Annotated in this window: 28 protein-coding genes and 2 pseudogenes; 17 read left to right on the forward strand and 13 right to left on the reverse strand. The window is 63.3% G+C overall.

Annotated elements, in window-relative coordinates; genetic code table 11:
• Positions 1 to 339: 339 nt before the first annotated feature.
• Positions 340 to 1,695, reverse strand: coding sequence for an ammonium transporter (locus CHB96_RS28905; RefSeq protein WP_089252875.1), 1,356 nt, complete (start codon positions 1,693 to 1,695; stop codon positions 340 to 342).
• 190 nt (positions 1,696 to 1,885) lie between these two features.
• On the opposite strand from CHB96_RS28905, the gene CHB96_RS28910 reads away from it, so the two are divergent.
• Positions 1,886 to 2,458 (forward strand): HutD/Ves family protein, encoded by a 573-nt coding sequence (locus tag CHB96_RS28910; RefSeq protein ID WP_089252877.1) that lies wholly within the window; start codon positions 1,886 to 1,888, stop codon positions 2,456 to 2,458.
• On the opposite strand, the gene CHB96_RS28915 is transcribed toward CHB96_RS28910, so the two are convergent.
• From CHB96_RS28915 to CHB96_RS30340, 4 genes are read right to left on the reverse strand one after another with little or no spacing between them, the layout of a single operon-like run.
• Positions 2,397 to 3,380, reverse strand: a complete 984-nt coding sequence (locus CHB96_RS28915) for a heme-dependent oxidative N-demethylase family protein (protein WP_089252879.1) — start codon at positions 3,378 to 3,380, stop codon at positions 2,397 to 2,399. The two genes, CHB96_RS28910 and CHB96_RS28915, sit on opposite strands and share 62 nt — an antisense overlap.
• Before the next feature lies 1 nt (position 3,381).
• On the reverse strand, positions 3,382 to 4,317 hold the full coding sequence (locus CHB96_RS28920) for a PDR/VanB family oxidoreductase (protein WP_089252881.1): 936 nt from the start codon (positions 4,315 to 4,317) through the stop codon (positions 3,382 to 3,384).
• Positions 4,314 to 4,856: a dimethylamine monooxygenase subunit DmmA family protein gene (locus CHB96_RS28925; RefSeq protein ID WP_245866290.1), complete on the reverse strand. Its 543-nt coding sequence runs from the start codon at positions 4,854 to 4,856 to the stop codon at positions 4,314 to 4,316. The genes CHB96_RS28920 and CHB96_RS28925 overlap by 4 nt, the downstream gene beginning before the upstream one ends.
• Positions 4,857 to 4,865: 9 nt before the next feature.
• Positions 4,866 to 5,486, reverse strand: coding sequence for a EutQ-related cupin domain-containing protein (locus CHB96_RS30340; RefSeq protein WP_342746287.1), 621 nt, complete (start codon positions 5,484 to 5,486; stop codon positions 4,866 to 4,868).
• Between the two features lie 102 nt (positions 5,487 to 5,588).
• Between CHB96_RS30340 and CHB96_RS28935 the strand changes: the two genes are divergently transcribed.
• From CHB96_RS28935 to CHB96_RS28970, 8 genes are all read left to right on the forward strand, one after another.
• Positions 5,589 to 6,776, forward strand: coding sequence for an NAD(P)/FAD-dependent oxidoreductase (locus CHB96_RS28935; RefSeq protein WP_089252887.1), 1,188 nt, complete (start codon positions 5,589 to 5,591; stop codon positions 6,774 to 6,776).
• Between the two features lie 35 nt (positions 6,777 to 6,811).
• Complete coding sequence (glnT, locus tag CHB96_RS28940; protein ID WP_089252889.1) at positions 6,812 to 8,161, forward strand: type III glutamate--ammonia ligase; 1,350 nt, start codon at positions 6,812 to 6,814, stop codon at positions 8,159 to 8,161.
• 24 nt (positions 8,162 to 8,185) lie between these two features.
• A complete protein-coding gene (locus CHB96_RS28945; RefSeq protein WP_089252891.1) occupies positions 8,186 to 9,085 on the forward strand; it encodes a class II glutamine amidotransferase in 900 nt (299 codons plus the stop codon).
• Entirely contained in the window at positions 9,070 to 9,774 is a 705-nt protein-coding gene (locus tag CHB96_RS28950) for a GltB/FmdC/FwdC-like GXGXG domain-containing protein (RefSeq protein WP_089252893.1), read from the forward strand. Before CHB96_RS28945 ends, CHB96_RS28950 begins: the two co-directional genes overlap by 16 nt.
• 10 nt (positions 9,775 to 9,784) lie before the next feature.
• A complete protein-coding gene (locus CHB96_RS28955; RefSeq protein WP_089252895.1) occupies positions 9,785 to 11,101 on the forward strand; it encodes an FMN-binding glutamate synthase family protein in 1,317 nt (438 codons plus the stop codon).
• 86 nt (positions 11,102 to 11,187) lie between these two features.
• Positions 11,188 to 11,820, forward strand: a complete 633-nt coding sequence (locus CHB96_RS28960; RefSeq protein WP_089252897.1) for a helix-turn-helix domain-containing protein — start codon at positions 11,188 to 11,190, stop codon at positions 11,818 to 11,820.
• A gap of 10 nt (positions 11,821 to 11,830) precedes the next feature.
• Positions 11,831 to 12,097, forward strand: a complete 267-nt coding sequence (locus tag CHB96_RS28965; RefSeq protein WP_176444561.1) for a WhiB family transcriptional regulator — start codon at positions 11,831 to 11,833, stop codon at positions 12,095 to 12,097.
• 25 nt (positions 12,098 to 12,122) lie between these two features.
• On the forward strand, positions 12,123 to 13,352 hold the full coding sequence (locus CHB96_RS28970) for an allantoate amidohydrolase (RefSeq protein ID WP_089252899.1): 1,230 nt from the start codon (positions 12,123 to 12,125) through the stop codon (positions 13,350 to 13,352).
• Between the two features lies 1 nt (position 13,353).
• On the opposite strand, the gene CHB96_RS28975 is transcribed toward CHB96_RS28970, so the two are convergent.
• Positions 13,354 to 13,965 carry a dihydrofolate reductase family protein gene (locus CHB96_RS28975; RefSeq protein ID WP_089252901.1) on the reverse strand — a complete coding sequence of 204 codons (612 nt, stop codon included), beginning with the start codon at positions 13,963 to 13,965 and terminating at the stop codon, positions 13,354 to 13,356.
• An 84-nt stretch (positions 13,966 to 14,049) separates the two neighbouring features.
• On the opposite strand from CHB96_RS28975, the gene CHB96_RS28980 reads away from it, so the two are divergent.
• Both CHB96_RS28980 and CHB96_RS28985 read left to right on the forward strand, forming a co-directional pair.
• On the forward strand, positions 14,050 to 14,331 hold the full coding sequence (locus tag CHB96_RS28980; RefSeq protein ID WP_089252903.1) for a hypothetical protein: 282 nt from the start codon (positions 14,050 to 14,052) through the stop codon (positions 14,329 to 14,331).
• A gap of 20 nt (positions 14,332 to 14,351) precedes the next feature.
• The gene (locus CHB96_RS28985; protein WP_089252905.1) at positions 14,352 to 14,744 is read left to right on the forward strand and encodes a VOC family protein; all 393 of its coding nucleotides are present in this window, start codon (positions 14,352 to 14,354) and stop codon (positions 14,742 to 14,744) included.
• 35 nt (positions 14,745 to 14,779) lie between these two features.
• On the opposite strand, the gene CHB96_RS28990 is transcribed toward CHB96_RS28985, so the two are convergent.
• The 3 genes from CHB96_RS28990 to CHB96_RS29000 all read right to left on the reverse strand — a co-directional run bounded on the left by CHB96_RS28990 (position 14,780) and on the right by CHB96_RS29000 (position 17,002).
• Positions 14,780 to 15,301, reverse strand: a complete 522-nt coding sequence (locus tag CHB96_RS28990; protein WP_089252907.1) for a hypothetical protein — start codon at positions 15,299 to 15,301, stop codon at positions 14,780 to 14,782.
• Positions 15,302 to 15,529: 228 nt separating this feature from the next.
• Positions 15,530 to 15,934, reverse strand: a complete 405-nt coding sequence (locus CHB96_RS28995) for a (R)-mandelonitrile lyase (protein ID WP_089252909.1) — start codon at positions 15,932 to 15,934, stop codon at positions 15,530 to 15,532.
• 15 nt (positions 15,935 to 15,949) lie between these two features.
• Complete coding sequence (locus tag CHB96_RS29000) at positions 15,950 to 17,002, reverse strand: NAD(P)-dependent alcohol dehydrogenase (protein WP_089252911.1); 1,053 nt, start codon at positions 17,000 to 17,002, stop codon at positions 15,950 to 15,952.
• Positions 17,003 to 17,138: 136 nt separating this feature from the next.
• On the opposite strand from CHB96_RS29000, the gene CHB96_RS29005 reads away from it, so the two are divergent.
• On the forward strand, positions 17,139 to 18,020 hold the full coding sequence (locus tag CHB96_RS29005) for a helix-turn-helix domain-containing protein (RefSeq protein ID WP_089252913.1): 882 nt from the start codon (positions 17,139 to 17,141) through the stop codon (positions 18,018 to 18,020).
• A gap of 70 nt (positions 18,021 to 18,090) precedes the next feature.
• On the opposite strand, the gene CHB96_RS29010 is transcribed toward CHB96_RS29005, so the two are convergent.
• On the reverse strand, positions 18,091 to 18,975 hold the full coding sequence (locus CHB96_RS29010; RefSeq protein WP_089252915.1) for an aldo/keto reductase: 885 nt from the start codon (positions 18,973 to 18,975) through the stop codon (positions 18,091 to 18,093).
• Positions 18,976 to 19,076: 101 nt separating this feature from the next.
• Between CHB96_RS29010 and CHB96_RS29015 the strand changes: the two are divergent.
• A pseudogene (locus CHB96_RS29015) lies at positions 19,077 to 19,699 on the forward strand (MmyB family transcriptional regulator).
• A 25-nt stretch (positions 19,700 to 19,724) separates the two neighbouring features.
• On the opposite strand, the pseudogene fabG reads toward CHB96_RS29015, so the two are convergent.
• The 3 genes and pseudogenes from fabG to CHB96_RS29030 all read right to left on the reverse strand — a co-directional run bounded on the left by fabG (position 19,725) and on the right by CHB96_RS29030 (position 21,950).
• Positions 19,725 to 20,452, reverse strand: a pseudogene (gene fabG, locus CHB96_RS29020) (3-oxoacyl-ACP reductase FabG).
• Positions 20,404 to 20,775 carry a CoA transferase gene (locus CHB96_RS29515; RefSeq protein ID WP_141136601.1) on the reverse strand — a complete coding sequence of 124 codons (372 nt, stop codon included), beginning with the start codon at positions 20,773 to 20,775 and terminating at the stop codon, positions 20,404 to 20,406. The pseudogene fabG and the gene CHB96_RS29515 overlap by 49 nt, the downstream one beginning before the upstream one ends.
• Entirely contained in the window at positions 20,772 to 21,950 is a 1,179-nt protein-coding gene (locus tag CHB96_RS29030) for an acyl-CoA dehydrogenase family protein (RefSeq protein ID WP_089252917.1), read from the reverse strand. Before CHB96_RS29030 ends, CHB96_RS29515 begins: the two co-directional genes overlap by 4 nt.
• 86 nt (positions 21,951 to 22,036) lie before the next feature.
• Here CHB96_RS29030 and CHB96_RS29035 point away from each other — a divergent pair, with 86 nt between their 5' ends.
• The 4 genes from CHB96_RS29035 to CHB96_RS29050 all read left to right on the forward strand — a co-directional run.
• Positions 22,037 to 22,927: a LysR substrate-binding domain-containing protein gene (locus tag CHB96_RS29035; protein WP_089252919.1), complete on the forward strand. Its 891-nt coding sequence runs from the start codon at positions 22,037 to 22,039 to the stop codon at positions 22,925 to 22,927.
• A gap of 305 nt (positions 22,928 to 23,232) precedes the next feature.
• Positions 23,233 to 24,873 carry an acyl-CoA carboxylase subunit beta gene (locus CHB96_RS29040; RefSeq protein ID WP_089252921.1) on the forward strand — a complete coding sequence of 547 codons (1,641 nt, stop codon included), beginning with the start codon at positions 23,233 to 23,235 and terminating at the stop codon, positions 24,871 to 24,873.
• On the forward strand, positions 24,870 to 25,088 hold the full coding sequence (locus CHB96_RS29045; protein WP_089252923.1) for an acyl-CoA carboxylase epsilon subunit: 219 nt from the start codon (positions 24,870 to 24,872) through the stop codon (positions 25,086 to 25,088). Before CHB96_RS29040 ends, CHB96_RS29045 begins: the two co-directional genes overlap by 4 nt.
• Positions 25,089 to 25,101: 13 nt before the next feature.
• Positions 25,102 to 25,241: biotin carboxylase N-terminal domain-containing protein (locus CHB96_RS29050; RefSeq protein ID WP_141136602.1), on the forward strand; the 140-nt coding region annotated here is incomplete at its 3' end.

Consider the following 25,241-nt stretch of genomic DNA (forward strand, 5'->3'; position numbering starts at 1 on the left):
CCCCCACCGCCCCCGGGTGACCGAATGACGCCCTCGCACACTCAGAGTGACCGAATGTCACCCTCGCTCCGAAACCCCCACCGCCCCCCGGTGACCGAATGACGCCCTCGCACACTCAGAGTGACCGAATGTCACCCTCGCTCCGAACCCCCCACCGCCCCCAGGTGACCGAATGACGCCCTCGCACACTCAGAGTGACCGAATGTCACCCTCGCTCCGAACCCCCCACCGCGCCCGGGTGACCGAATGACGCCCTCGCTCCACACAACCGTCCGAAAACCCCCCGCACACCAACGGCGGGACTCCCCGAGAGGAAGCCCCGCCGCCGGAGAAGGAAGGTCAGGACGGTGTCGCCTCCCGAGCCGATGCCGTCGTGATCGACTCGGCCGCAGCGACAGCGTCGGCCTCCTTGACGACTCGGCTGACAGGTCCGGGAGCATCGAGGACGTAGGCGGTCTCGCCGTGCATCGTCACGTCCAGGCCCTCCTGCTCGACGTCCTGTTCGACGCGGATGCCCATGGTCTTCTGGAGCACCTTCGCGATGATCCACGTGACCGTGAAGCTGTACGCGAGAACTGCTGCGGCTGCGACGATCTGACGCCACAGAAGGTCGACGCCACCGCCGTAGAACAGTCCGACTGCGCCGTTCGGGGCACCTTCGGTGGCCAGGAATCCGACGAGAACGGTTCCGAGAAGTCCGCCGACGAGGTGCACACCGACGACGTCGAGTGCGTCGTCGTAACCGAGGCGGTACTTGAGCGACACCGCGAGGCAGCACACTGCGCCTGCGAGTCCACCGACGATCAGTGCACCGATGGGCGACACGGCACCACAGGCGGGAGTGATCGCGACGAGCGCGGAAATCAGTCCCGACGACGCACCGAGTGACGTCGCATGCCCCTCGCGGATGCGTTCGACGACGAGCCAAGCAACGATTCCGGCACACGCGGCGGCCACGGTATTCAACACCACCACCGCGGCGCTGTTACCGGCAGCAAGCGCCGAGCCACCGTTGAATCCGAACCATCCGAAGAACAGGATGCCCGAGCCCAGCATGGTCAGCGGAAGGCTGTGCGGCCGAGGCGCATTGCCGAACGATGTACGACGACCGAGCACGATCACCAGTGCGAGCGCAGCGATTCCGGCGTTGATGTGCACTGCCGTGCCGCCGGCGAAGTCGATGGCGCCGAGCGTGTTGGCGATCCAACCGCCGACGACCGAGCCGTCCTCGGAGTCGAACGCGAAGACCCAGTGCGCGACCGGGAAGTACACCAAGGTGGCCCACAGTCCGGCGAAGACCATCCAGGCGCCGAACTTCATACGATCGGCGACGGCACCCGAGATCAGGGCGACGGTGATTCCCGCGAACAGCAGCTGGAAGCCCGACACCAACGCGGGCGGCAGGCCCGGTTCGGCGGGAGCGTCGAGAAGCGCACTGGAGCCGAAGAATTCGAGTGGATTACCGAGGATTCCGGCCCCACCGATCGAGTTCCCCAGCACCGTGGAGTACCCGAAGACGATCCAGAGAATACCGACGACAGCGAACGCGCCGAACGTCATCATGGCCATGTTCAGCGTGCTCCGAACACTGACCATGCCCCCATAGAAGAGCGCCAGGCCTGGCACCATGAGGGAGACAGCCGCGAAGGCTGCGAGGATCCACGCCGTGTCGGCGGCGGCGACAGCTTCGTTCATATGTGATCCACCTAGTTCTCAGACCGAAGAGTGAAGGGACGCCACCACGCAGTATGATTCGCAGCGGTGGCCGTGGTACACCATGAGTAAACCAAGAGTTCGATTACCGGTGTACGCCCCGGGGTGAACGGTATGTAAATTTCTGTCCCACTGACCTTTCGAATGTTTAGCTGCTGCAAGGAGACTCGCAATGCCCACCCCCATCGAGATAGTCCACCACGAGGACCGCACCCGCGTGCCGTGGAAGAACGGCGCCGGATTCACCGAAGAAATAGCGGTCGACGACGCCTGGCGCATCAGCGTCGCGGATCTCGGCGCCGATCCCACTCTGTTCTCCGCGTTCGCCGGCCGAGCCCGAGTGTTCACCGTCATCGGCGACTTCGGCGTCACCTTCGAGATCGACGGGCAACCGACGTCGATCGCGCCTCTCGAGCCGTTCCCTTTCGACGGTGCTCTGACCCCGACCTGTGTGCCGGACGGGCCCACCAAGGCCTTCAACATCATGGTCGACGACGCCTCCCGAGCGGCAACCGTTCAACGAGTCGACTTGACCGAGCAGTCGGTGACAACGGATCCCGACGCGGTCACAGCCGTATACGTTCACTTGGGTCGAGCCGGAGATGCGGGCCCGGGAGATTGCCTACTGGTGCGTCACGAATCAATCGAGATTGCGGGCACCGCAACAGTTCTCGTTGCGGTGATCAGGGAGATACGCCACCGTATGCCCGAAGCCACCGCAGAGCAGGCTCCCGCGTCGCACTGATCCCCTTGTATTCGGCCATGTCCTGCGGCAGATCCTCGAGCACATCGTGCACCCGCTCGGCCCACTCCGGCACCGACACGATCTCCCGAAACGACAACAGATACGTCCGGATCAGGAACATGATCGCTCCCGAGTTCTCCAACCGGACCAGGTGCTGCACCTCCGTCCGCAGAAACAGCCGATCCCCCACCTCGACGAGCGGCCCGTCGACCACCGCACTCCGGTCCCGCCCCCACTCCGGATACGTCTCCGTCGACGTGTCCAACTTCCCGTCGACCGTCAAACTCCAATTGGTACGACGGTAACTCTGCCCCGATTCGAGCCGCATCAGAAAGTTCTGCGCCCGCATGATCACGCCCTCGGTGTGAATGCGCGGGACCGGGCCGTGGATCTGCAGAAAGCTCATTCCGACGTCGAACCCGAACGACCAATCCGCTGCGAACGTCACCACCCCCGCATCACCCCACAACTGCCCATCCCGCTGATCCAGCAGCACGATGTCTTCCTGGATCTGGTTGCAGATGTACCGCAGCGGTTCTTCCGGCAGCGTCGACGGATCGCCGAACACGAAATACTGCTCGACACCCAACACCGCGTTCGTCCACCGCCACCCGTCCCCCAGACGTTCGAGGCTCATCGACTCCGGATAGCCCTGGGCTAGATCACGCATCACTGTCAGCATCGCATCCCATGCTGCCGGAACCATATGCGGTAACACCTGATGCCGCGACGGATCGCGTTCCAGAATGCGTCGACGCTCGGCCACCTCGGCCCGATAGTTCTCGTCGATGTCGATTCGCTCGGCACCCCAACTGCCCGCCACCGTGGCATTCGTCGTGCCCGACGGCTCCACGTTCGCGCTGTAGCGATACTGTTTCCGCGGAAACGGAAACGGAAACCCCTGCACCGCAGCCGATGTCATGTCACAACTCCACTTCCATCAGATCGCCGGCCGCACGCGACACACACGGCATCATGCAGTCACCCGCTGCCTTCTCGCTTTCGGTCAAATACAGATCACGGTGTTCGATCGCACCGCCGCGGACGGTGAGCTTGCATTCCCCGCACACTCCCTGCCTGCACAGGTTCGGCACCTCGATCCCTTTGTCCAGCAATGCTTCCAGCAGGGTCACACCGGACGGGACCGGCACGATCAGTCCCGAGCGTCCCAACTTCGCCGCGAACGGTGGTCCCGCATCGAGCGGCCCGGCACCGAACGCCTCCGAATGCACCCGCCCCGCAGGCCATCCCGCCGCACGAGCAAGCTCGGAGACCGTCTCGATCATCGGCAGCGGCCCACACGAATACACATGCGAACCGAGCGGACGATCTGCCAGCGCCGACGCCACTACCGCCCGCAACTCCGAGGACGACCCCACCGTCGTCAACCGATCCCCTGCCAACTCGCGCAACTCCTCGACATGAGCACCGTGCCCGTCGCGGAACGCATACAGGACCTCGAACGAGCGGCCCCATTGCACCGCCGCCCGCACATGCGACAGTATCGGTGTCACCCCGATTCCGCCCGCGACCAGCACATGATGCCGCGCAGTCGCCACCGGTGCGAACGCACTCCTCGGCCGCCCCGCCGACACCACATCTCCCACCGCCAGAGCATGAACCCAGCGAGAGCCACCACAACCGTTCTCGTCCAACCTGACCGAAATCGCGTAATGATCCGGTTCGACGGACGGCCCGGTGAGCGAATACGAATTGCGCCGCCCCGGCGCCCACTCCAACGACAGGTTGCTTCCCGGAGTGAACGACGGCAGGTGCATCCCGTCGGCCGACACCAGTACCACCTGCCGCACACCCGAACACACTTCCCGGATGTCCCGCACCCGCAACGCCAACGTCATGGCAGATCCTCCGCATCTGCACGAAAGCCCAAGAACGCCGCGTGCCGCCGCGAATAGTGGTAGTAGACAGTCAAATTCGAACCACAACCCGAACAGTCGACGGTGCCGTCGACCGCCGTCGTCGCTCCGGTCACGACGTGGCAGTGCCCACAGAACACATCCCGACGACGCATCGACCTCACGTCCGGTTCTTCTGTCGACAGCACCACGATCTCCGCGTCGATGGCGCCCGCGTCCACTATCCGCGAACGGATGCGACCCACCGACGCCTCCGCACCCACCACCACGAACCGCCACCCCACTCGTGCGTCGGCCAGTGCCGCGCCGAGTTCGTCTGCGGCTGCACCATTCTGGTGGACCACAACAACGCGCGTCACCGGAACCGATCGCGTCACCAGATCACGGACCACCTCGTCGCGGTCCGTCGAGTCGGTGACGATCAGAACACACCTCACCGATGCGTCGGTGAGCACGGGGTCGGCACCCGCCACCGCCGTGCCCCACCTCGGAACGCTCGTCGCCCCCATGCTCACAGCCACGGCACGCCCTTACGGCGCGAACGAACGATGACCGACGAAATACGCCAACGCCCGATCCGGCGTCGAGAACAAGATTCGCGATCCTTTCGGGAAGAAGATCGCATCATGCTTCTTCGCCACCGTCACCTGACCGGTATCGGGATTCTCCAACCGGAACTCACCTTCCAACACAACCTTCATCTCGTCGTACTCGTAGAAGTAATCCAACACCGCATCGGTGTGCTTCAACTCGAAATACCCCGCAGACATCTCCGAACCATCCGGATTCGCGAAAACATCGTCGATGAACCCTTCCGTCCCCGGGTACTGCTCGACCGGCATCTGCGGAAGCGTCTCCTGAAAACCGGAGACGACCCGAAACGGAGTCTTGGACGTTCGATCGGTAGCAGTCATGGCGGTCGCTTTCTGGGTAGCAGAACGATGGCAGTCGACCGCCTCACGGGCGTTCGCACCATCCTCCTGAGTGAAACATCGAGTACCGATATGAAACCAGCACTTCGATTGCGACAAGGTTACAAATCGATTCGATCGGGTGAACTCACTGCTCAGCACACCGAAACGAGCGCTAGAGCTCTCGCAACCTCGAAAATGTGTCACATTCAGCTGACCCGGACGTAACATGTGCGTCATACTCGGACTGTTTCATATTGAGCAACAGCGATTCACCAACTGAAACGCTAGCCATACTTCGAACACTGATACCCGACCCGCCACCGAAAAGGATCTTTCACGTTGAGCGACACGACCAAGTTCTTGATCATCGGCGGTGGCCTCGAAGGATTGGCCATCGCGTACTCACTGGCCGAGAGCGGTGAAACCGACGTCCTCGTCCTCGAACGCGACACCTTGTGCTCCGGCATGACGGGCAAGTCGAGTGGCGTGGTTCGGTGCCACTACGGCACACCATCCCTGGCCGCGATGTCGTGGTACGGCGTCGACATCTTCACTCGTGCAACCGAGATCTTCGACGACGACATGGCTTTCCGCCAGTGCGGATACGTCGTCGGCGTCGCCGAGAACAACGTCAAACCGCTCGAAGCGAACATCGCGATGATGCAGTCTCTCGGCATTGCGACCGAGTTCATCGCGCACGACAAGATGGCCGAACTGTGGCCAGGCCTTCACCTCGACGACTTTGCACTGTTCGCGTACGAGCCACTCGGCGGCCGCGGTGAGGCGTACATGGCGGGCATGGCCTTCGCCGCCACCGCTCGCAAGATGGGCGTCAAGATCCGTCAGAGCACACCCGTCGTGTCGTTGCTGCAGAACGAATCGAAGGTATACGGCGTCACGCTGAAGGACGGCTCGGAAATCCACGCCGAGCACGTCATCCTCGCGACCGGACCGTGGGCTCCGGAACTCGCTGCCGGTGTAGGCGTCGACCTCGATGTGAAAGCGCAGCGCGCGCAACTGGTCCTGATCGATCAGGGAGTCCCGACGCCCGAGGTGCCGGTCCTGTCCGATCTCGCAGGCCTGCAATACATCTGCCGGGAGCCCAACGGTGAGCTCCTGGTCGGCAACTCCGATCATCAGGCCCCGGAGTACATCGACCCCGACAAGTACGTCAATCGCGCCGACGACGCCGCGATCGAGAAGAACATCATGAAACTCGGTCACCGGTTGCCCGACATGCCGGACCCGCGCATCACCAGCTCGTACGTAGGTGCCTACGACGTCACCCCCGACTACAACCCGATCATCGGCCCATCCCCCGTCGACGGCCTGTTCCTGGCCACCGGCTTCTCCGGCCACGGGTTCAAGATCTCTCCCGCCGTCGGAAAGCTCGTCGCGGACCTGCTCGTCGACGGCGAGACTTCCCTTCCCAATGTGAATCCCGCGGACTTCCGGTACTCGCGCTTCGCCGAGGGAGATCTGCTCTTCAGCCTCAACCCATACGAGGGAGCAGGTGAAATGCGATGACCCTCACGGAAACTCGACTCGAAAAGGACACACCCATGGCTGTCGATACCGCCGAAGCCGCACCACTGACCGAGCCCCGCGAACTGACGCTGTCCGAGGTCGCACACGCGAGCGGAACGACGTTCATCCTCGCGTTGTTCGTCACTCTGTCCGGAAAGCCCTGCGCCAAGCTCGTTCCCATCCAAGCCGTCAAGCAACTGGAAGAAGACGGCGTCGGATTCGCAGGCTATGCAGCGGGATACATGGGCCAGGAGCCCAAGGATTCCGACCTCGTCGCCATTGCCGACGTCAGTTCGTTCACGCCGATCCCGTTCGTCAAACCGGGTCTGGCCATCGTGCACTGCGACCCCCACGTCGACGGCAAGCCGTGGCCGTATGCGCCCCGCGTCATCCTCAAGGAGCAGCTGCGCAAAGCCGCCGAACTGGGGATGACGGTCAACGTCGGTGCCGAGATCGAGTACTTCCTCGTCAACCGTGTCGACGGGCAGCTCGTCACTGCGGACCGCGGGGACACCAGTGCAAACCCGTGTTACGACGCCCGCGACGTGACCCGCATGTACGACCACCTCACCGAGATATCCGAGGCGATGAACACCCTGGGTTGGGGCAACTACGCCAACGACCACGAGGACGGCAACGGCCAGTTCGAGCAGAACTTCGATTACGCCGATGCGATGACCACCGCCGACCGCGTCATCACCCTGCGGTACCTTCTGTCGGTCATCGCCGAGAAGCGCGGCATGCAGGCAACATTCATGCCCAAGCCGTTCACGACGCGTACCGGGACGGGTCTCCACATGCACCTGTCCCTGTGGAACGAGGCAGGCGCCGTCTTCCCCGACGCCGACGACGAACTCGGGCTCGGATTGTCCTCGACGGCATACGCTTTCGTCGCAGGCATACTCGAGCACGCGTGCGCACTGCAAGGTTTGATTGCGCCGACGGTCAACTCCTACAAGCGAACCGGCGCGACGGCCACGTCGAGCGGTGCCACCTGGTCACCACGCTTCGCGACGTACGGCGGCAACGACCGCACCCACTACTTGCGAGTACCCGACAAGAATCGCGTCGAACTGCGTGGTGGCGACGGGTCGGCCAACCCCTACCTCGCGGCGGCAGGCGCGATCGCGGCGGGACTCGACGGTGTGCGTCGAAACCTACACCCCGGCAAGCCCGGTAGCGGTGACTCACCCAGCGACATGCTGCCGATGACGCTGCTGCACGCGATGGATGCGCTCGAAGCCGACGACGTGCTGACCTCGGCGCTCGACGTCGCGGGCGAGGGCGTCGCCAAGTACTTCGCGAAGACCAAGCGCGAAGAGTTCTTCGCGTGGCACAACACAGTCTCCGAGTGGGAGATCGACCAGTACCTCACCGCTTTCTAGACATCTTCTCCCGAAAGGAACATCATGTGCGGAATCGTCGGGCTTCACCTGCGTGACGCCACACTCTACCCACAACTCGGTGCGCTCTTGACCGACATGCTCGACCAAATGTGCGACCGCGGACCGGACTCCGCCGGCATGGCCGTCTACGGTGACCCCACGTGGTCCCCGTCCGGCGAAGCCACCGTCTCGTTGCTCGACTCACCCATCGCTGCAACGGAACTCGCGGCGAAGGTCACCGACATAGTCGGCACGACGGTCACCGGGCACGATCTGGATCCCACCATCGTCTTGCATGCCGCAGCGTCCGCTGATGCGATCACCGCTGCTGTCCGCGCTGTCGTCCCCGAGGCACGCATCATCGGATTCGGCGATGACCTGACCGTGCTCAAGGGCATGGGCAACCCGACCGAGCTCGCGAACCGGTTCGGACTCCCCCAGGCCAGTGGATGGCAAGGCGTCGCGCATACCCGGATGGCGACGGAATCCGCTGTCACCGCGGAGGGTTCGCACCCGTTCGCGGTCGGCCCGGATCAGTGCCTCGTACACAACGGTTCGTTCTCCAACCACATGTCCATCAAGCACGACCTCGAACGCGCAGGCGTTGTCTTCGACAGCGAGAACGACACCGAGGTCGGTGCTCGCTTCGTCGCCAAGCAGCTGTCCGAGGGCGTCGACCTCGAAAAAGCTCTGCTGATGCTCAACGAGACGTTCGACGGCTTCTACACACTGCTCGTCTCCAACAGCGACTCCTTCGCCGTCGTCCGCGACGCGATCTCCTGCAAACCGGCGATCATCGCCGAGACCGACCGCTGGGTGGCCATGGCCTCCGAGTACCGCGCGCTGGCACACCTGCCAGGCATCGAGAACGCCCGAATCTTCGAGCCCGAACCGGAAGAGGTGTACGTATGGCACCGTCAGTGATCACCACGCAGGAAACCACCGTCGTCGATCTGCAGACCAGCAGCACTCGCGAGGTCAACGAACTCCTCAGCTCTCCCCAGGCCCCGAAGTCGCTGACGATCACCGGCCCGCAGGGAGCCCACGCTCTCGCCTGCGGCCTGGATTCCGACATCGACGTCACCATCGAAGGCCATGTCGGCTACTACTGCGCCGGGATGAACCAGAAGGCCACCGTCACGGTCACCGGCAACGCCGGAGTGGGCGTCGCCGAGAACATGATGTCCGGACGCGTCCACATCAAGGGCGACGCGTCGCAGTCCGCGGGTGCGACGGCCCACGGCGGTTTGCTCGTCGTCGAGGGCAACGCAGCCGCTCGGTGTGGCATCTCGATGAAGGGCGTCGACATCGTCGTCGGCGGAAACATCGGACACATGAGCGCATTCATGGGCCAGGCCGGTCGACTCGTCGTCTGCGGCAATGCCGGTGAAGCACTGGGTGATTCGATCTACGAGGCACGCATCTACGTGCGTGGCACCGTCGCGTCTCTCGGTGCCGATTGCATCAAGAAGGACATGCGCGACGAGCACCTCGCCGAGCTGAAGGAACTGCTCGACGCCGCCGGTCTCGAGCACGATCCGAGCGAATTCACCCGCTACGGCTCGGCACGCCAGCTCTACAACTTCCACGTCGACAACGCAAGCGCGTACTAGGAGACTCGCCATGACAACACCGAACACACAGCTCCGCGAGTCGGCCACCTACGACCGCGGCGTCATCGCCGAGATCCAGCGTGCCGCCGAGACCGGCATCTACGACATTCGTGGGTGGGGCGCCAAGCGCAAGCTCCCCCACTTCGACGACCTGCTGTTCCTCGGTGCGTCGATGTCCCGCTACCCACTGGAGGGTTACCGCGAGAAGTGCGACACCGACGTCGTTCTCGGCGATACCCACGCGAAGTTCCCTCTGCACCTGGACATTCCGATCACGATCGCCGGCATGAGCTTCGGCGCGCTGTCCGGCCAGGCCAAGGAAGCCCTCGGCCGCGGCGCCAGCGAGGTCGGTACGTCCACCACCACCGGCGACGGCGGAATGACGCCCGAGGAACGTGGCCAGTCCAAGAACCTCGTCTACCAGTATCTCCCGTCGCGGTACGGCATGAACCCCGACGACCTACGCAAGGCCGACGCCATCGAGATCGTCCTCGGACAGGGCGCGAAGCCCGGCGGCGGCGGAATGCTGTTGGGCCAGAAGATCACCGAACGTGTCGCCGGGATGCGGACCCTTCCGATGGGCGTCGACCAACGTTCGGCGTGCCGTCACCCCGACTGGACCGGACCGGACGACCTCGCGATCAAGATCATCGAGCTGCGCGAGATCACCAACTGGGAGAAGCCGATCTACATCAAGGTCGGCGCAACGAGGACGTACTACGACGTCAAGCTCGCCGTGAAGGCGGGCGCGGATGTCGTCGTCGTCGACGGCATGCAGGGTGGAACGGCCGCGACGCAGGACGTGTTCATCGAGCACGTCGGCATCCCGACGCTCGCCGCGATCCCCCAGGCAGTGCAGGCCCTGCAGGAGATGGGCGTGCATCGTAAGGTGCAACTGATCATCTCCGGTGGCATTCGCAGTGGCGCCGACGTCGCCAAGGCGATGGCTCTCGGAGCCGACGCCGTCGCGATCGGCACCGCAGCACTGATCGCGTTGGGCGACAACAGCCCTCGCTTTGCGAAGCAGTACGAGGAGCTCGGCAGCGCCGCGGGATTCTACGACGACTTCCAGGCCGGACGCGACCCCGCCGGTATCACCACGCAGGACCCGGAGCTGTCGAAGAACCTCGACCCCGTCGAGGGCGGTCGTCGGCTCGCGAACTACCTTCGTGTGCTGACGATGGAGGCGCAGACCCTCGCTCGCGCGTGCGGCAAGTCGCACCTACGCAACCTCGAGCCCGAGGATCTCGTCGCACTCACCGTCGAGGCGTCGGCGATGGCTCGCGTCCCGCTCGCCGGCACGAATTGGATTCCCGGCCGCTACTGATGCGGCTACGCCGCCCGTGCGCGCACAGTTGGTCTCTGGGCCAACCATGCACGCACGGGCGCGTCAGCGCATGATCGGAGAGCTTCATGACCACCGTGCACGACACCGCACCGCGCGAAGTCGAACCCGGCTCGGCAGGCGAGGATTCACTGGAAGCAGTGATCGGAGCCCAAGTGAGAAACCTGCGGATCAGCGCGGGATTGTCGTTGAGCGACATGGCAACTCGCGTGGAAATTTCCAAGGCGATGCTGTCGAAAATCGAGAATGCTCAGGCGTCGTGCAGTCTGTCGACGCTCTCCAGACTCTCCACCGGCTTGGATGTTCCGGTGACCACGTTGTTTCGTGGCGCCGGGACACAACGTGAATCGGTCTATACCCCAGCCGGTTACGGCGCACATATCGTCGGACGCGGTACTCGCGCAGGTCATCACTACGAAATGCTCGGCGCGCTTCGGGGTCAGCATCGGCGGCTCGAAGCGGTACTCGTCACGCTCGAGCAGGAATCGACCATCTCGCCGCGTTTTCAGCACCCGGGAACGGAATTGCTGTACATGCTCGAAGGCGAAATGGTCTACACCCACGACGGTTCGGACTATCGTCTCCGCGCCGGCGATTCGCTGTTGCTCGACGGCGAGGGTCTGCACGGACCGAAGAGTCTCGACGCGCTTCCGATCAGATTTCTGGCAGTCACCGCATATCCGGACAATCACGTCGAGTAGGACAAGAGCAGTGAGACACGAAAGACCCGTCGTACTACCGGCGCCCGTCAGCGCGGAGTGGGACTGGCAGCTGGGCGCACGATGCCGAACCCAGGATGTCGATCGATTCTTCGATTCGGACGACGAGCTGCGCGCCAAGGCCGTGTGCGTGACCTGCCCGGTCATCGACCGATGCCGCGACTACGCCGTCGCCGCGGGCGAACCCCACGGAATCTGGGGCGGTCTGTCCCCCTCCGAACGCAATCGACTGCGCTGGCTCCGTCCCCGAACTGCTTAACCCACCACGAGAGGATCCACACCCCATGACCACCTCGTTCGATTCCCTGTGGAACTCGATTCTCGACGTCGGACAGCACACCGACACCCGCGGGTACCGTCGGTTCGCCTGGGGCGACGCCGATCTGACGCTCCGCGAATGGTTCCGTGGTGAGGCGTCGCGCAGGAGCATGGATGTCGATGAGGATCGCAACGGCAACCTGTGGGCATGGTGGTTGCCTGCAGGGTGGGTAGGCGAACCCACCGGCGCATTCGTCACCGGTTCCCATCTGGACTCCGTTCCAGACGGCGGCGCGTTCGACGGCCCCCTCGGTGTCGTGTCCGCTTTCGCTGCCGTCGACATTCTCCGCGAGCGTGGTATCGAACCCACCGTTCCCGTCGCCGTGACGGCATTTTCCGACGAGGAAGGCGCCCGCTTCGGTGTCGCGTGCGTCGGCAGCCAGTTGACGACGGGTGCATTGTCCGCCGAGCGAGCCCTCGGCCTGCGTGACGCCGACGGCATAACCCTCGCCGAAGCGATGGCGAAGGCAGGCCGCGCCCCGGAGCACATCGGCGCCGATCCGACTCTGGTCGACCGCGTCGGTGTGTATGTAGAACTGCACGTCGAGCAGGGACGCGCACTCGACCTGGTCGACAAGCCCATTGCCGTCGCGTCGTCGATCTGGCCGCACGGCCGTTGGGAATTCACCTTCACCGGCGAAGCGAATCACGCCGGGGCAACCAGGCTCGTCGATCGCCGCGATCCGATGCTGGCGTTCGCTTCGTCCGTCCACACCGCGCGCGCGGCCGCCACGGTGCACGAGGCCGTCGCGACGTTCGGCAAGGTTCGTGTTCTTCCCAACGGCGCCAATGCGATTCCGTCGGAGATCAAAGCGTGGCTCGACGCGCGTGCCGCCGACGAGGAAACCCTGTCGAAGCTCGTTGCGCAGATCGAAGCCGAGGCGCGCAGCCACGCGGAGTCCGACGGCATCGGCCTCGACGTCTTCGCCGAATCCATCACTCCGATAGTCGAATTCCCATCCGAACCACGGGAGAAGCTGAAGCGAGCACTCGCGCACCTCGGCGACATTCCTGTCCTGCCCACTCAGGCTGGACACGACGCGGGCATCCTGTCGGCCAAGGTGCCGACCGCAATGTTGTTCGTGCGCAACCCAACCGGCGTCTCGCACTCCCCCGACGAAGACGCGAAGCCCGAGGACTGCAACATCGGCGCCCAGGCACTGGCCGACGTCATGGCCGACTGGGTGTCGGCCTGACTCAGCGGGAGTCCCCCATCTCCCCCGTCGCCGGTGTGCCGTCGGCTAGTTCGTACTGCAGGTAGACCGTCCCCGACGGGCTCACTGCAGGCGGTTCGAGAAGGGCCAGGTTCGTCGGCACTGCACCTCCGTCGAACACTTTCTTTCCGACGCCCAGAACGATCGGATGTATCCACAGGTCGAGACGATCGAACAGCTTCTCAGCCAATAGCGTCTGCACCAGGTTCAGACTTCCGACGACGGTGACGTGCTCGTGCCGGTCACGGATCTCTCGCACCGCCGAGACGAGGTCCGGTCCGAGCTGCGTCGAACCCTCCCAGGACAGATTCGGCTCGCCGCGCGACGCCACATACTTGGGGATTCTGTTGAACAGCGCTGCGAACTCACCATCCTGTTTGGGCCAGTACGCGGCGAAGATGTCGTACGTTCGCCTACCGAGCAGGAGAGCATCCGTGTGCTCGTACGCGGCCATCACCTGGCTCCCGCTGACGTCGTTCATGAGCGGCACCTGCCAGCCGCCGAACGGAAAGCCGTCCGGATCCTCGTCGGGGCCACCGGGTGCCTGCCCGACGAGGTCGAGTGTGGCGAACGTTTCGATCTGCACCATGCCCATCAGAATTCTCCCTTGTTTGTCGGTCACGGTGCAGACCGGCCGACTTGCGAGAACTCATCGGCGTTCGATGGTTGACTCGACTACATGTCCCAGGATCACGAATACACCGACGACAGCCGATACATCGTCGTCAAGGGCCGCAAGTGGCGTGCCACCGATCCGGCGATTCCCGACGACCGGAACGCCGAACTCAGGTCGATCCTGATGGCATGGCGGCGCGAGGTGAAGCGGACCGACGGTGCACCCGAGTCGCGCGCAGGCGTGCAGGCCGCGAAAGTAGCTCTCGGCGAGCGCGGTACACCGTGGTGGGACCAAACCGACGACGAGCGGCGCCGTCGGTGGGAAGCTGATGTGCCGCGTCCGTAGCAGAACACGAGGGAGAGAACATGGACATGAAACTCGAACTGGTCCCGATCGCAGTGAAGGACATCGACCTCGCCAAGGAGTTCTACACCGAACAGTTGGGCTTCGTTGCCGACGTCGACGTGCGTCCCGCGCCAGGCATACGCGTCGTACAGCTGACGCCGCCTGGATCCGCATGCTCCATCAGCATCGGCACCGGGTTGCCCGCGTACGACATGCCGCCCGGTTCGACGAAGGGCCTGCATCTCGTCGTCGAGGACATCGAGGCGTCGAGAGCGGAACTGATCGAGCGCGGCGTCCATGTCGAGGAGATCCAGGACGTCGGAGGCGGTGTGCAGTACGCGGCCTTCGCCGATCCCGACGACAACACGTGGACCTTGCAGGTCATGGCCTGGAGAACAGGCGACAAGTACTGAGGATTGACGTCGCGGGTACGCGTGTCGGCGCTGATTCAGCCTGCGCTTCCACTTCGCAACAGTTCACCGAGGTCAGGGAATGCTGGCGGCGCGGTCTCTCCACCGGGAATGTCGAAGACTGTCGACGCCTGCTGAACCGCGAAGGACTCGTTGGGGAACTGCGCCAGAACCTGTTCGATTCCCGGGTAGTCCGACACCCACATCGGCGAGCCTTCGGCGGTTCCCCAGCAGGTCGCGAGAGCAACGTAGCTGCCCGGAGGCAGGTCTGTGAGTGTCTGCGTGGTGACTCCGGGCAGATCCTCGCCGGTCTCGGCAATAGTCTGGCCTCCCAGCTCGAATATCGGCGGTAGCTCGCCTCCTGGCGCGAGTGCGACAGAAGTCGTGCAGTTCAACGTACCGCCGGTGTTGTTGGTGATCGTGTTGGTGAGCGTCGATCCGTCGACCTCGAAAGCGTATGTGACGTCGGTACTCTCGGCCGCCGATGCGATACCGGCTGCAGCAAGGATCATGGGAGCTGCAGCGGCGGAGACGAATACAGCTCGGGCGAACGTTCTCATTCGATGTCCTCTTCGGTCGACTGTGGGCACCATCCGACAAGCGAGTTTGCCCGAAAAAAGACCGAATGGCACCTTTCAAGTTCCGCGACCACTATCGGCCGAGAAACGGGAATTGCGACGCCGAATTCCATGCCGTCGCAACTGTGTTCGTCTCGGGGCTGGTTCGACACTCGTTGACGCCTGAGCGACGAAGTCGGCGGACCCAGCCGACAGCTGAGTCCGCCGACTTCATTTCCTGGGGTCGCCGTATTCGTCGTCCGTGACCGGCTGAAGCCAATGAACGACGTCGTGATCGTGGTCGCCCTCGTTGATCGCAAGGTGCACCATCAGTCGATCCGGTGCGGCTCCGTGCCAGTGTTCTTCGTCGGCCTCGAACAACACACGGTCACCCGGGTGGATTACCTCGATCGGCCCACCGCGCCGTTGGCACAGTCCGACGCCTTCTGTCACGAACACCGTCTGCCCCAGCGGGTGGCGATGCCAGTGTGTGCGTGCTCCGGGCATGAAGTGCACCAGGTTCGCGGATACGCGCGACGGCGCGGGCGCAGCGGCCACGGCATCGATGTAGACGTCACCGGTGAACCAGTCCTGTGGCCCTTTGGCAGTGGCAATCGAACTACGCACGATTTCCATCGTCGTTCTCCTTCGTCAGTCCTGTGCGAGGGTGGCGGTGTCGATGACGAACCGGTATCGAACATCCGATGCCAGAACCCGCTCCCACGCCTCGTTGATCCGATCGGCAGCTATGACCTCGATCTCCGCACCCAAGCCGTGCTCGGCGCAGAAGTCGAGCATCTCCTGCGTCTCCGCGATCGACCCGATCGCCGAACCGGCGAACGACCGACGGAATGGAATCAGCGAGAAGATCTGCACCGGCAACGGCTGCGGCGGCGCGCCGACGTTCACCATCGTGCCGTCGACCGCCAGCAGCGACAGGTACGCATTCAGATCGATCTCGGCGCTGACGGTGTTGACGATCAGATCGAACGAGCTCGCCAGATCGGAGAACGTGGTCGGATCACTCGTCGCGAAATAGTGGTCGGCACCCAACCGGACGCCGTCTTCCTGCTTCTTCAGAGACTGCGACAGCACGGTCACCTCGGCGCCCATCGCGTGCGCGAGCTTGACGGCCATGTGGCCCAACCCGCCCATCCCCACGACGGCGACTTTCTTACCCGGCCCAGCACCCCAATGCCGAAGCGGCGAATACGTGGTGATGCCTGCACACAACAGCGGCGCAGCCGCGTCGAGTTCGATACCGTCCGGAATGCGAACCACGAACTTCTCGGTGACGACGACCTGCTGCGAGTAACCACCCTGCGTCGTCGAACCGTCTCGGTCGACACCCGCATACGTCTGGATGTTGCCCTCCAAGCAGTACTGCTCCATCCCAGCCAGGCATTGGGTGCACTCGCCGCACGAGTTCACCATGCATCCGACACCGACCCGATCGCCGACGGCGTACTTCGTCACCTCGGATCCGATCTCGGCGACGACACCTGCAATTTCATGCCCGACGACGAGGGGGTACGGCACCTGCCCCCACTCGCCGCGTGCGGTGTGGATGTCGGAATGACACACACCGGCGAACTTGATATCGATCCGAACGTCACGCGAGCCGACGTCGCGGCGTTCGATCGTGGTCGGCGCCAACGGCTGATCTGCAGCGGTGGCGGCGTAAGCGTTCACAGTGGTGGACATGATGCTCCTGAAAATAGATGTACAAAATGGAACCGATCCATAGTCAACGCCGCATACGAGCGCCGAAGAAGTCCCTGACGAGAGGTGTACCGACAGGGCACCCCACGTCCACCGGCCGCGACCTACCATTTCGGTCATGGACAACAAAGCAGATGTCCGCGAGTTCTTGATGACCAGGCGGGCCAAGATCTCGCCGGAACAAGCAGGAGTGCCGGCAGGCACCAACCGCCGCGTGCACGGCCTGCGCAGGTCCGAGGTCGCGGCACTGGCCGGAGTCAGTGTCGAGTACTACGCCAAACTCGAACGCGGCGCGATCGGCGGCGCCTCGGCAGCGGTCCTCGACGCCGTCGCCAAAGCGCTCCAACTCGGTGACACCGAACGCGGGCACCTGTTCGACCTCGCCCGGGCAGCTGACGGCATCCCCGCCTCCGGACGTCCGCGTCGAAAGTCGTCGAAGACCACCGCGACCCGTCCCAGCCTCCACTGGGCGCTGTCCGCGATCACCGACGGCATTGCCTTCGTACGTAATTCGCAGCAAGACATCATCGCCGTCAACGAACTCGGACGTGCCTTCTACTCCCCCATCATCGGCGACGGTGGACGCACACCGAACCTCGCACGATTCCAGTTCCTCGACCCCGCCGCACACGACTTCTATCCCGAGTGGGAACTGTTCGCCGAAATGTGCGTCGGCATCATGCGAGCCGAAGCAGGACGCGACCCCCACGACAGAGGGTTGCAAGATCTCGTCGGCGAACTGTCCACCCGCAGCGAACTTTTCCGAACGCTGTGGGCTGCACACGATGTCCGCACCCACGGCACCGGAACCAAACACTTCCACCACCCCGTCGTCGGAGATGTCTCCCTCGCGTACGAAGAACTCCTCGTCACCGCCGAACCCGGACACGTCATGATGGTCTACACCGCCGAACCCGGATCTCCGTCCGCCGAACGACTTCGGCTACTGGCGTCCTGGGCACGAACGGAACTCGATCATCAGGACGGGGTTGCCCGATAGTTGCTGTGCACGAACATATCCGGCCGTCCGGGCAACGCTGTCGGGCAATCCCGAGACGCCCTTTTACTTCTCAGGCCTCGGGAATGTCTCGGTGGAAGTTCTCCCGCGTGATGTCCTCCGGCTCGGGGCCGCCGCGAACACCGGTGTCCAATCCGTCGATCGCGGCAAGTTCCTGTGCACTCAAGTCGAAGCCGAACACGTCGAAGTTCTCCTCGATGCGCGACGGAGTCACCGACTTCGGGATGACCTGACGGCCCTGCTGCAGATGCCAACGCAACATCACCTGAGCAGAAGTTTTGTCATGCGCTTCGGCGATATCCAAAATGGTCGGATCTTCGAGCGTCGACCCTTTGGATCCGTCCCGGTAGAACGTGATTCCCCCGATCGGCGACCACGCTTGCGAGACGATACCCCGCTCGGTGTCCGCTTCCAGCACCGCGGACTGACGGAAGTAAGGGTGTACCTCGATCTGGTTGACGGCAGGAACGATCGACGTTGCGTCAGCAAGCTCGGCCAGGTGACCGGCCATGAAGTTGCTGACACCGATCGCACGAACCTTGCCGTCCGCCAACAACTTTTCCAGAGCGCGATAGGAATCCACCGTCAGCTCGAATTCACCCGGCAGCGCCTGATGCAGAATCAGCAGATCGATCTGCTCGACGCCGAGTTTGCCTGCGCTCTTGTCGAACGAATGCAGTGTGGCGTCGTACCCGAAGTCGGTGATCCATACTTTCGTCTCGATGAAGATGTCCTCGCGGGCGATTCCCGACCGTGTGATCGCTTCGCCGACGCCCCGCTCGTTCCCGTAGGCCGCGGCGGTGTCGATATGGCGATAGCCGACCTGCAGTGCTTTCTCGACGGCAGTAGCAGTCTCGTCCGGCGGCGTCTGAAATACTCCGAAGCCCAGGGAGGGCATCGTGACGCCGTTGTTCAGTGTCAAAGTGGGAACGTTCATGCATTCCACCGTATGCGCACCGGCGGGTCCCAGGGAGGGAACAGCGAGCCAGGTACCGGCAGTACCTCCCCTGCCCTCCGCGACACTCCTATGGTGGAGTCATGAGTACGGCCGACCTTCGCACCGAGATCCGCGACTTTCTCAGCTCGAGGCGAGCCCGCATCACGCCGGAGGCCGCCGGGCTACCCGCGTACGGCGGAAATCGACGTGTCAAGGGGCTGCGCCGCGAGGAAGTCGCCGGCACGACATTCTGGCGATGAACCCGGTCGCGCGGGCTCTGCACTCTCCGGTGTTGGCCGACGGTCGTCGTCCCGCCAATACCACGCGCTTCGTGTACCTGAATCCAGATGCGGCACAAGAGTTCTTCGTCGACTACGACCAGATCACACGCGATGCAGCGGCGATGCTTCGCCTCGAAGCCGGCAAGAATCCGCACGACAAAGCGCTCATCGAACTCGTCGGTGAGCTCTCGACCCAGAGCGAACTGTTCCGAAAACACTGGGCCTCGCAGGACGTACGCTTCCATCGCAGCGGACGAAAGCGGTTGAGGCACCCCGTCGTCGGGCAACTCGATCTCGATTTCGAAGCGATGGAGCTGCCGTCGGAACCTGGCCTTCTGCTGAACGTCTATACCGCGGCCGTCGGGACACCGACAGCCGATGGAATCAAGTTGCTCGCATCGTGGGTCGCGAGCCAGGACAACCTGGCAACCAAGTTCGAATAAGTCGGGCCGGACTGTTCGACGACGCTCACATGTAGCGCCCGCCGGTGACCTCGGAGACCGTTCCGGTCATGTAGGACGAGAGGTCGGACGCATAGAACAGTGCGACCGACGCCACCTCACGCGGATCGCCTGCACGCTGCATCGGAATCTCCGACATCTTCTGATCCCACGCCTTCTGCGGCATCGCTTCCGTCATCGCCGTCTTGATCAATCCGGGCTGAACGACGTTGATTCGAACACCCAGGTGGGCAACCTCTTTCGCCGCCGCCTTGGACAGACCTACGATGCCGGCCTTGGCTGCCGAATAGTTGCTCTGCCCGACGAATCCGACCTTGGCGGAGATGGAGGACAGATTGATGATCGACCCGCCGCCGTTCTCGCGCATCACACCTGCTGCAATCCTCGTCCCGTTCCAGCACCCCTTCAGGTGCACGTCCACGACCTGGTCGAACTGATCCTCGGTCATTTTCCGCATTGTCGCGTCGCGGGTGATACCGGCGTTGTTGACCATGATGTCGATGGATCCGAACGATGCAACAGCTGAATCCACCAATGCCTGAACATCTTCCGCCGATGTCACATTGCACCGAATCCTATCGCTTCGGCGGGCAACGCATCTGCGGCCTCTTTCGCCTTGGCTTCGTCGAGGTCCCCGATCACGATCCTCGCGCCGTGTTCGGCGAACAGTGTCGCAATCGCGAGACCTATCCCCTGCGCCCCGCCGGTGACGACTGCTGTTCGTCCTGCAAGCATGAATCGTCCTCTCTCGAAATGTCATCGAACACGGGATTGTGGACAGCGATTCCCTCGCGCAGCAATGCGTCGGGGTCGTGTCCGGCTTCGATCAGTAACGCTCGCGTGTGCTGCCCGAGAGCAGGGACATCACCCATCGGAGCTTCGAAATCGTCGAACGTGCTCGGTGGCAACAATGCTCGTGCGGTGGCATGTTCGGTACCCACGGTGCGCCATCGATCGCGCTCCGTGAGTTGTGGGTGCGCGACGACCTGATCCATCTGCTTGATCTGTGCTGCTGGAATACCCGCCGCTGCCAACTTCTCCTCGAGTGCGGCGTTCACGAGTTGCGCTTCTGTTCGGCCCGGATCAGACCGCCGCCGACGATCAGACGCTGAATCTCGCTGGTACCTTCGTAGAGTCGGAGCAGGCGCACATCGCGATAGATCCGTTCGACGGGCACTTCCCGCATATAGCCTGTGCCGCCATGGATTTGAACAGCAAGATCGGCGACCTCACCCACCATCTCCGTGCAGAACAGCTTCACCGCGGACGGCGCGATACGACGGTCGGTGTCCTGCACCCACGCACGGGCCGCGTCCCTGACCATCGCGCGACCGGCCATGACACCGACCTGCTGATCGGCGATCATGGCCTGCACGAGTTGAAAATTACCGATCGGCTCACCCCCCTGAGTCGATGCGGCGGCGTGCGCGACGGATTCGTCGAGGGCACGCTGCGCCTGCCCGACCGACAGCGCCGCGATATGCACTCGCCCACGGGCCAACGACGTCATCGCGGCCTTGTACCCGATATCGGCGTTTCCTCCGACGAGAGAGTCTGCGTCGACCTTCACATTCGTGAACGACACGTCAGCGGTGCCCGATCCTTGCTGACCCATTTTCGCGTCCTTGACCCCGACCTCGATCCCTGGCGAGTCCGCCGGTACGAGGAAGACCGCAATTCCGTTGCCTCGCTCGGGTTTCGGATCGAGTTTGGCGAAGACGACGAACATGTTCGCACTCGGCGCGTTGGTGATGAACCGCTTGCTGCCGTCGATGACCCACCCCGACCCGTCGGCCGTGGCCGTGGTCTTCAATCCCGCGGGATTCGATCCAGCACCGTCCTCGGTCAACGCGAACGATGCGACGATGTTCCCCGATGCCATACCCGGTAACCACTTCGCCTTCTGCTCTTCGGTACCGAAACCGACGAGTACCTGCCCGGCGATGCCGTTGTTGGTGCCGAACATCGATCGCAGCGACAGCGTCGTGTACCCGAGCTCCATCGCCAGCTCCACGTCCTGGATGAGATTCAGGCCTAGACCTCCCCATTCCTGCGGGATGGCGTAGCCGAACAGCCCCATCTCCGCGACCTGCGTGCGCAGATCGGCTGGGATGGCGTCGTCGTTCATGATCTCCAGCTCGCGCGGAACCACCCGCGACCGAACGAAATGGGACACCTGCTTCAGTACATCCGCGAAAACGTCGTCGGGTACATCGGGGTTCAGCATGTTCATGGAACGACTATCCCGCTGTGCATTACTATCAGTCCAATACTTAATAGGTAGTTCTGTATTGCAGAATCAGCAAGAATCGAGGCGTGATGGACGCTGAACAGCTGAGAGCGTTCCTTGCGGTGGCAGAAGAACTGCACTTCGGCCGTACCGCCGCGCGGTTGCACATCGCGCAGCCACCGCTCAGCCGCACCATCAAGCGCCTCGAAAGACACCTGGGTGCGACGCTGTTCGATCGAAACACCCGCTCGGTGCAGCTGACCACGAGCGGACGGGCGCTGATCGAGCCTGCCCGCGCAGTGATCGACGCTTTGCGCAGCGCCGAGAACGCGGTGGCGTCGGCCGGCGAGGGTGAAACCGGGCTGGTGAAAGTCGCGTTCGCAGGAGTATCCACACACTCGTTGGTCGCACGGCTGGCACGAACCGTGCGCGCTGAACATCCCGGTATCGAACTGGAACTGTCGAGCCAGAACTTCGCTCAACCGGCGTTGAAAAAGGTTCTCGGTGGCGAGACCGATATCGCCCTCGGTAGGTGGGATCTCATCCCGTCGGGCATCGGGTCCGAGGTGGTGATGGTCGACCATCTGGTGTTGGCAGTCGCCGACACACACGCGCTTGCCAGGGCGCACGAAATCGGTATCGACAGTCTCGCCGCCGAGCGGTTCGTCTCCTTGCCTCCCCACGAAGGGTCCGTCCTCCCCGATCGGCTTCATAGATTTTCGGTCGCGCACGGCTTCGTCGCCGACGTCGTGCAGGTAGCACCCGACACTCAGACCGCGCTCGCACTGGTGGCGGCAGAGGTCGGCTGCCACCTGACGCTGGCGTCGGTTGCCGACAACGTCACCGACCCTCACGTGGCATTCGTGTCCTTGAGTGACATGGACGCGAATGTGGATCTGCGAGTGGCGTGGCGCGAAGACAGCACGAATCCTGCACTCCGCGTGGTGCTTCGACAGCTCATGGCCGTGCGGAGCACTTAGCCGTTTCGGCACAACACCGGAAGCCACGTCACTGGTGTTCCAGATCGGAACGACTGCAACCTATCAATCGGCGGCATCAAGAAATCCGGCTTCGGGCGCGTATTGGCCCGGTTCGGCTTCACAACACAGGACGTACTGTCCCGCCACCAGACGGCCGCGCAATTATCAATGCTTCGGCCGAAGACCGGGCGGTCGCGCCACACCCGCCGCCCTCGGAGCAGTCATCGACTGCGGCGGACTGAGGACTAAATCACATTTAGTTGGAAGTCCTTCAATTGCTCATCCGACTTTGACACGGTGTTCCCATGAGTATCGTCGAGGATCCGACTGCGCAGAGTCCGACGTCTGCGCCGGACGTTCATACAACAGCGGGCAAGCTCGCCGACCTGCGGGAACGGTTGGCGCAGGCCGCGATCCCCTCCGGCGAGGATGCCGTGGACAGAGTGCACGCCAAGGGCAAGCTCACCGCCCGCGAACGCATCACCGCACTGCTCGACGACGGCTCCTTCGTGGAGATGGACGCCCTCGCCCGCCACCGCTCCCAGAACTTCGGACTCGGCGAGAACCGCCCCTTCGGCGACGGCGTCGTCACCGGCTTCGGCACCATCGACGGCCGCGACGTCTGCATCTTTTCCCAGGACGTCACCGTCTTCGGCGGCAGCCTCGGTGAAATCTACGGCGAGAAAATCGTCAAGGTCATGGACCTCGCCATCAAAACCGGAAGACCGTTGATCGGCATCAACGAAGGCGCAGGCGCCCGCATCCAAGAAGGCGTTGTCTCCCTCGGCTTGTACGGTGAAATCTTTCACCGCAACGTCCAAGCCTCCGGCGTCATCCCCCAGATCTCGTTGGTCATGGGCGCAGCCGCCGGTGGTCACGTCTACTCCCCCGCCCTGACCGACTTCGTCGTCATGGTCGACGGCACGAGCCAGATGTTCGTCACCGGACCCGACGTCATCAAAACCGTCACCGGTGAGAACGTCACCATGGAAGAACTCGGCGGCGCTCACACCCACATGGAGAAATCCGGCGTCGCACACTATGTCGCCTCCGGCGAACAAGACGCCCTCGACTACGTCCGCGACCTCCTCGGATATTTGCCGTCGAACAACCGCGCCGAAGCGCCCCGAATGATCCCGTCGGATCCGATCTCCGGGTCGATCGAGGACAACCTCACCGACGAAGACCTCGAACTGGATACGTTGATCCCGGACTCGCCGAACACCCCGTACGACATGCACGAGGTCATCCGCCGCATCCTCGACGACGACGAATTCTTGGAAGTCCAAGAAGGCCGCGCCCGCAACATCATCGTCGGCTTCGGACGCGTCGACGGCCGCAGCGTCGGGATCGTCGCGAACCAGCCCACCCAGTTCGCCGGCACCCTGGACATCGACGCTTCCGAGAAGGCCGCCCGGTTCGTCCGTACCTGCGATGCGTTCAACGTCCCCATCATCACGTTGGTCGACGTCCCCGGGTTCCTGCCCGGTACCGGCCAAGAATTCAACGGCATCATCCGACGCGGCGCCAAACTGCTCTACGCCTACGGTGAAGCGACCGTCGGGAAGATCACCGTCATCACCCGTAAGGCGTACGGCGGCGCCTACGACGTGATGGGTTCCAAGCACATGGGTGCTGATGTGAACCTCGCCTGGCCGACCGCGCAGATCGCCGTCATGGGCGCCTCCGGCGCCGTCGGCTTCGTCTACCGCAAACAACTCCTCGAAGCCGCCAAGAACGGTGAAGACGTCGACGCATTGCGCTTGAAGTTGCAGCAGGAATACGAAGACACCTTGGTGAACCCGTACATCGCCGCCGAACGCGGCTACCTCGACGCCGTCATCCCACCCAGCCACACCCGCGGACAGATCGTCTCCGCACTACGACTGCTCGAACGCAAACAAGTCACCCTGCCCCCGAAGAAGCACGGAAACATTCCGCTATGACGGAACAGGTTGCGGCGGTGCAGTTTCGGGGTAATCCGTCCGATGCCGAGGTCGCGGCGATCGTCGCGGTCCTCGCTGCTGCCGCTCACGCGCAGTCCGTTACCTCCCATCCGCCGATGTCCACTCTCGGCGGGTGGGGCTCACCTGCAGACCAGCACCGCTACGGACTCGGCTCCGCCCCCACCGAATTCGTCAACGCCCGCTACAGCCGATAAGGATCGATGCCCGATGAGTGTCAATGGTGTTGCCCACAAGAAGATTTCGAAAGTGCTTGTCGCGAATCGCGGCGAGATCGCAGTCCGGGTGATCAGGGCTGCAGCAGACGCGGGCCTGACCAGTGTCGCTGTCTACGCAGAACCCGACGCCGA

Origin of the sequence: Rhodococcoides kyotonense (genome assembly GCF_900188125.1) — a bacterium.
In the GTDB taxonomy this organism is placed as follows: domain Bacteria; phylum Actinomycetota; class Actinomycetes; order Mycobacteriales; family Mycobacteriaceae; genus Rhodococcoides; species Rhodococcoides kyotonense.

Excerpts from the sequence above, each read along its gene's own strand:
- CHB96_RS28980 (WP_089252903.1), top strand. The coding sequence starts at position 14,050 with ATGTCCCAGGATCACGAATACACCGACGACAGCCGATACATCGTCGTC.
- CHB96_RS28945 (WP_089252891.1), top strand. The coding sequence starts at position 8,186 with ATGTGCGGAATCGTCGGGCTTCACCTGCGTGACGCCACACTCTACCCA.
- CHB96_RS28905 (WP_089252875.1), bottom strand. The coding sequence starts at position 1,695 with ATGAACGAAGCTGTCGCCGCCGCCGACACGGCGTGGATCCTCGCAGCC.
- CHB96_RS28970 (WP_089252899.1), top strand. The coding sequence starts at position 12,123 with ATGACCACCTCGTTCGATTCCCTGTGGAACTCGATTCTCGACGTCGGA.
- CHB96_RS28960 (WP_089252897.1), top strand. The coding sequence starts at position 11,188 with ATGACCACCGTGCACGACACCGCACCGCGCGAAGTCGAACCCGGCTCG.
- CHB96_RS29000 (WP_089252911.1), bottom strand. The coding sequence starts at position 17,002 with ATGTCCACCACTGTGAACGCTTACGCCGCCACCGCTGCAGATCAGCCG.
- CHB96_RS28915 (WP_089252879.1), bottom strand. The coding sequence starts at position 3,380 with ATGACATCGGCTGCGGTGCAGGGGTTTCCGTTTCCGTTTCCGCGGAAA.
- CHB96_RS28955 (WP_089252895.1), top strand. The coding sequence starts at position 9,785 with ATGACAACACCGAACACACAGCTCCGCGAGTCGGCCACCTACGACCGC.
- CHB96_RS28975 (WP_089252901.1), bottom strand. The coding sequence starts at position 13,965 with ATGGGCATGGTGCAGATCGAAACGTTCGCCACACTCGACCTCGTCGGG.
- CHB96_RS29040 (WP_089252921.1), top strand. The coding sequence starts at position 23,233 with ATGAGTATCGTCGAGGATCCGACTGCGCAGAGTCCGACGTCTGCGCCG.
- CHB96_RS29030 (WP_089252917.1), bottom strand. The coding sequence starts at position 21,950 with ATGAACATGCTGAACCCCGATGTACCCGACGACGTTTTCGCGGATGTA.
- CHB96_RS29035 (WP_089252919.1), top strand. The coding sequence starts at position 22,037 with ATGGACGCTGAACAGCTGAGAGCGTTCCTTGCGGTGGCAGAAGAACTG.
- glnT (WP_089252889.1), top strand. The coding sequence starts at position 6,812 with ATGGCTGTCGATACCGCCGAAGCCGCACCACTGACCGAGCCCCGCGAA.
- CHB96_RS28950 (WP_089252893.1), top strand. The coding sequence starts at position 9,070 with ATGGCACCGTCAGTGATCACCACGCAGGAAACCACCGTCGTCGATCTG.
- CHB96_RS28910 (WP_089252877.1), top strand. The coding sequence starts at position 1,886 with ATGCCCACCCCCATCGAGATAGTCCACCACGAGGACCGCACCCGCGTG.
- CHB96_RS29010 (WP_089252915.1), bottom strand. The coding sequence starts at position 18,975 with ATGAACGTTCCCACTTTGACACTGAACAACGGCGTCACGATGCCCTCC.
- CHB96_RS30340 (WP_342746287.1), bottom strand. The coding sequence starts at position 5,486 with ATGACGCACATGTTACGTCCGGGTCAGCTGAATGTGACACATTTTCGA.
- CHB96_RS28920 (WP_089252881.1), bottom strand. The coding sequence starts at position 4,317 with ATGACGTTGGCGTTGCGGGTGCGGGACATCCGGGAAGTGTGTTCGGGT.
- CHB96_RS28995 (WP_089252909.1), bottom strand. The coding sequence starts at position 15,934 with ATGGAAATCGTGCGTAGTTCGATTGCCACTGCCAAAGGGCCACAGGAC.
- CHB96_RS29005 (WP_089252913.1), top strand. The coding sequence starts at position 17,139 with ATGGACAACAAAGCAGATGTCCGCGAGTTCTTGATGACCAGGCGGGCC.
- CHB96_RS29045 (WP_089252923.1), top strand. The coding sequence starts at position 24,870 with ATGACGGAACAGGTTGCGGCGGTGCAGTTTCGGGGTAATCCGTCCGAT.
- CHB96_RS28990 (WP_089252907.1), bottom strand. The coding sequence starts at position 15,301 with ATGAGAACGTTCGCCCGAGCTGTATTCGTCTCCGCCGCTGCAGCTCCC.
- CHB96_RS28985 (WP_089252905.1), top strand. The coding sequence starts at position 14,352 with ATGGACATGAAACTCGAACTGGTCCCGATCGCAGTGAAGGACATCGAC.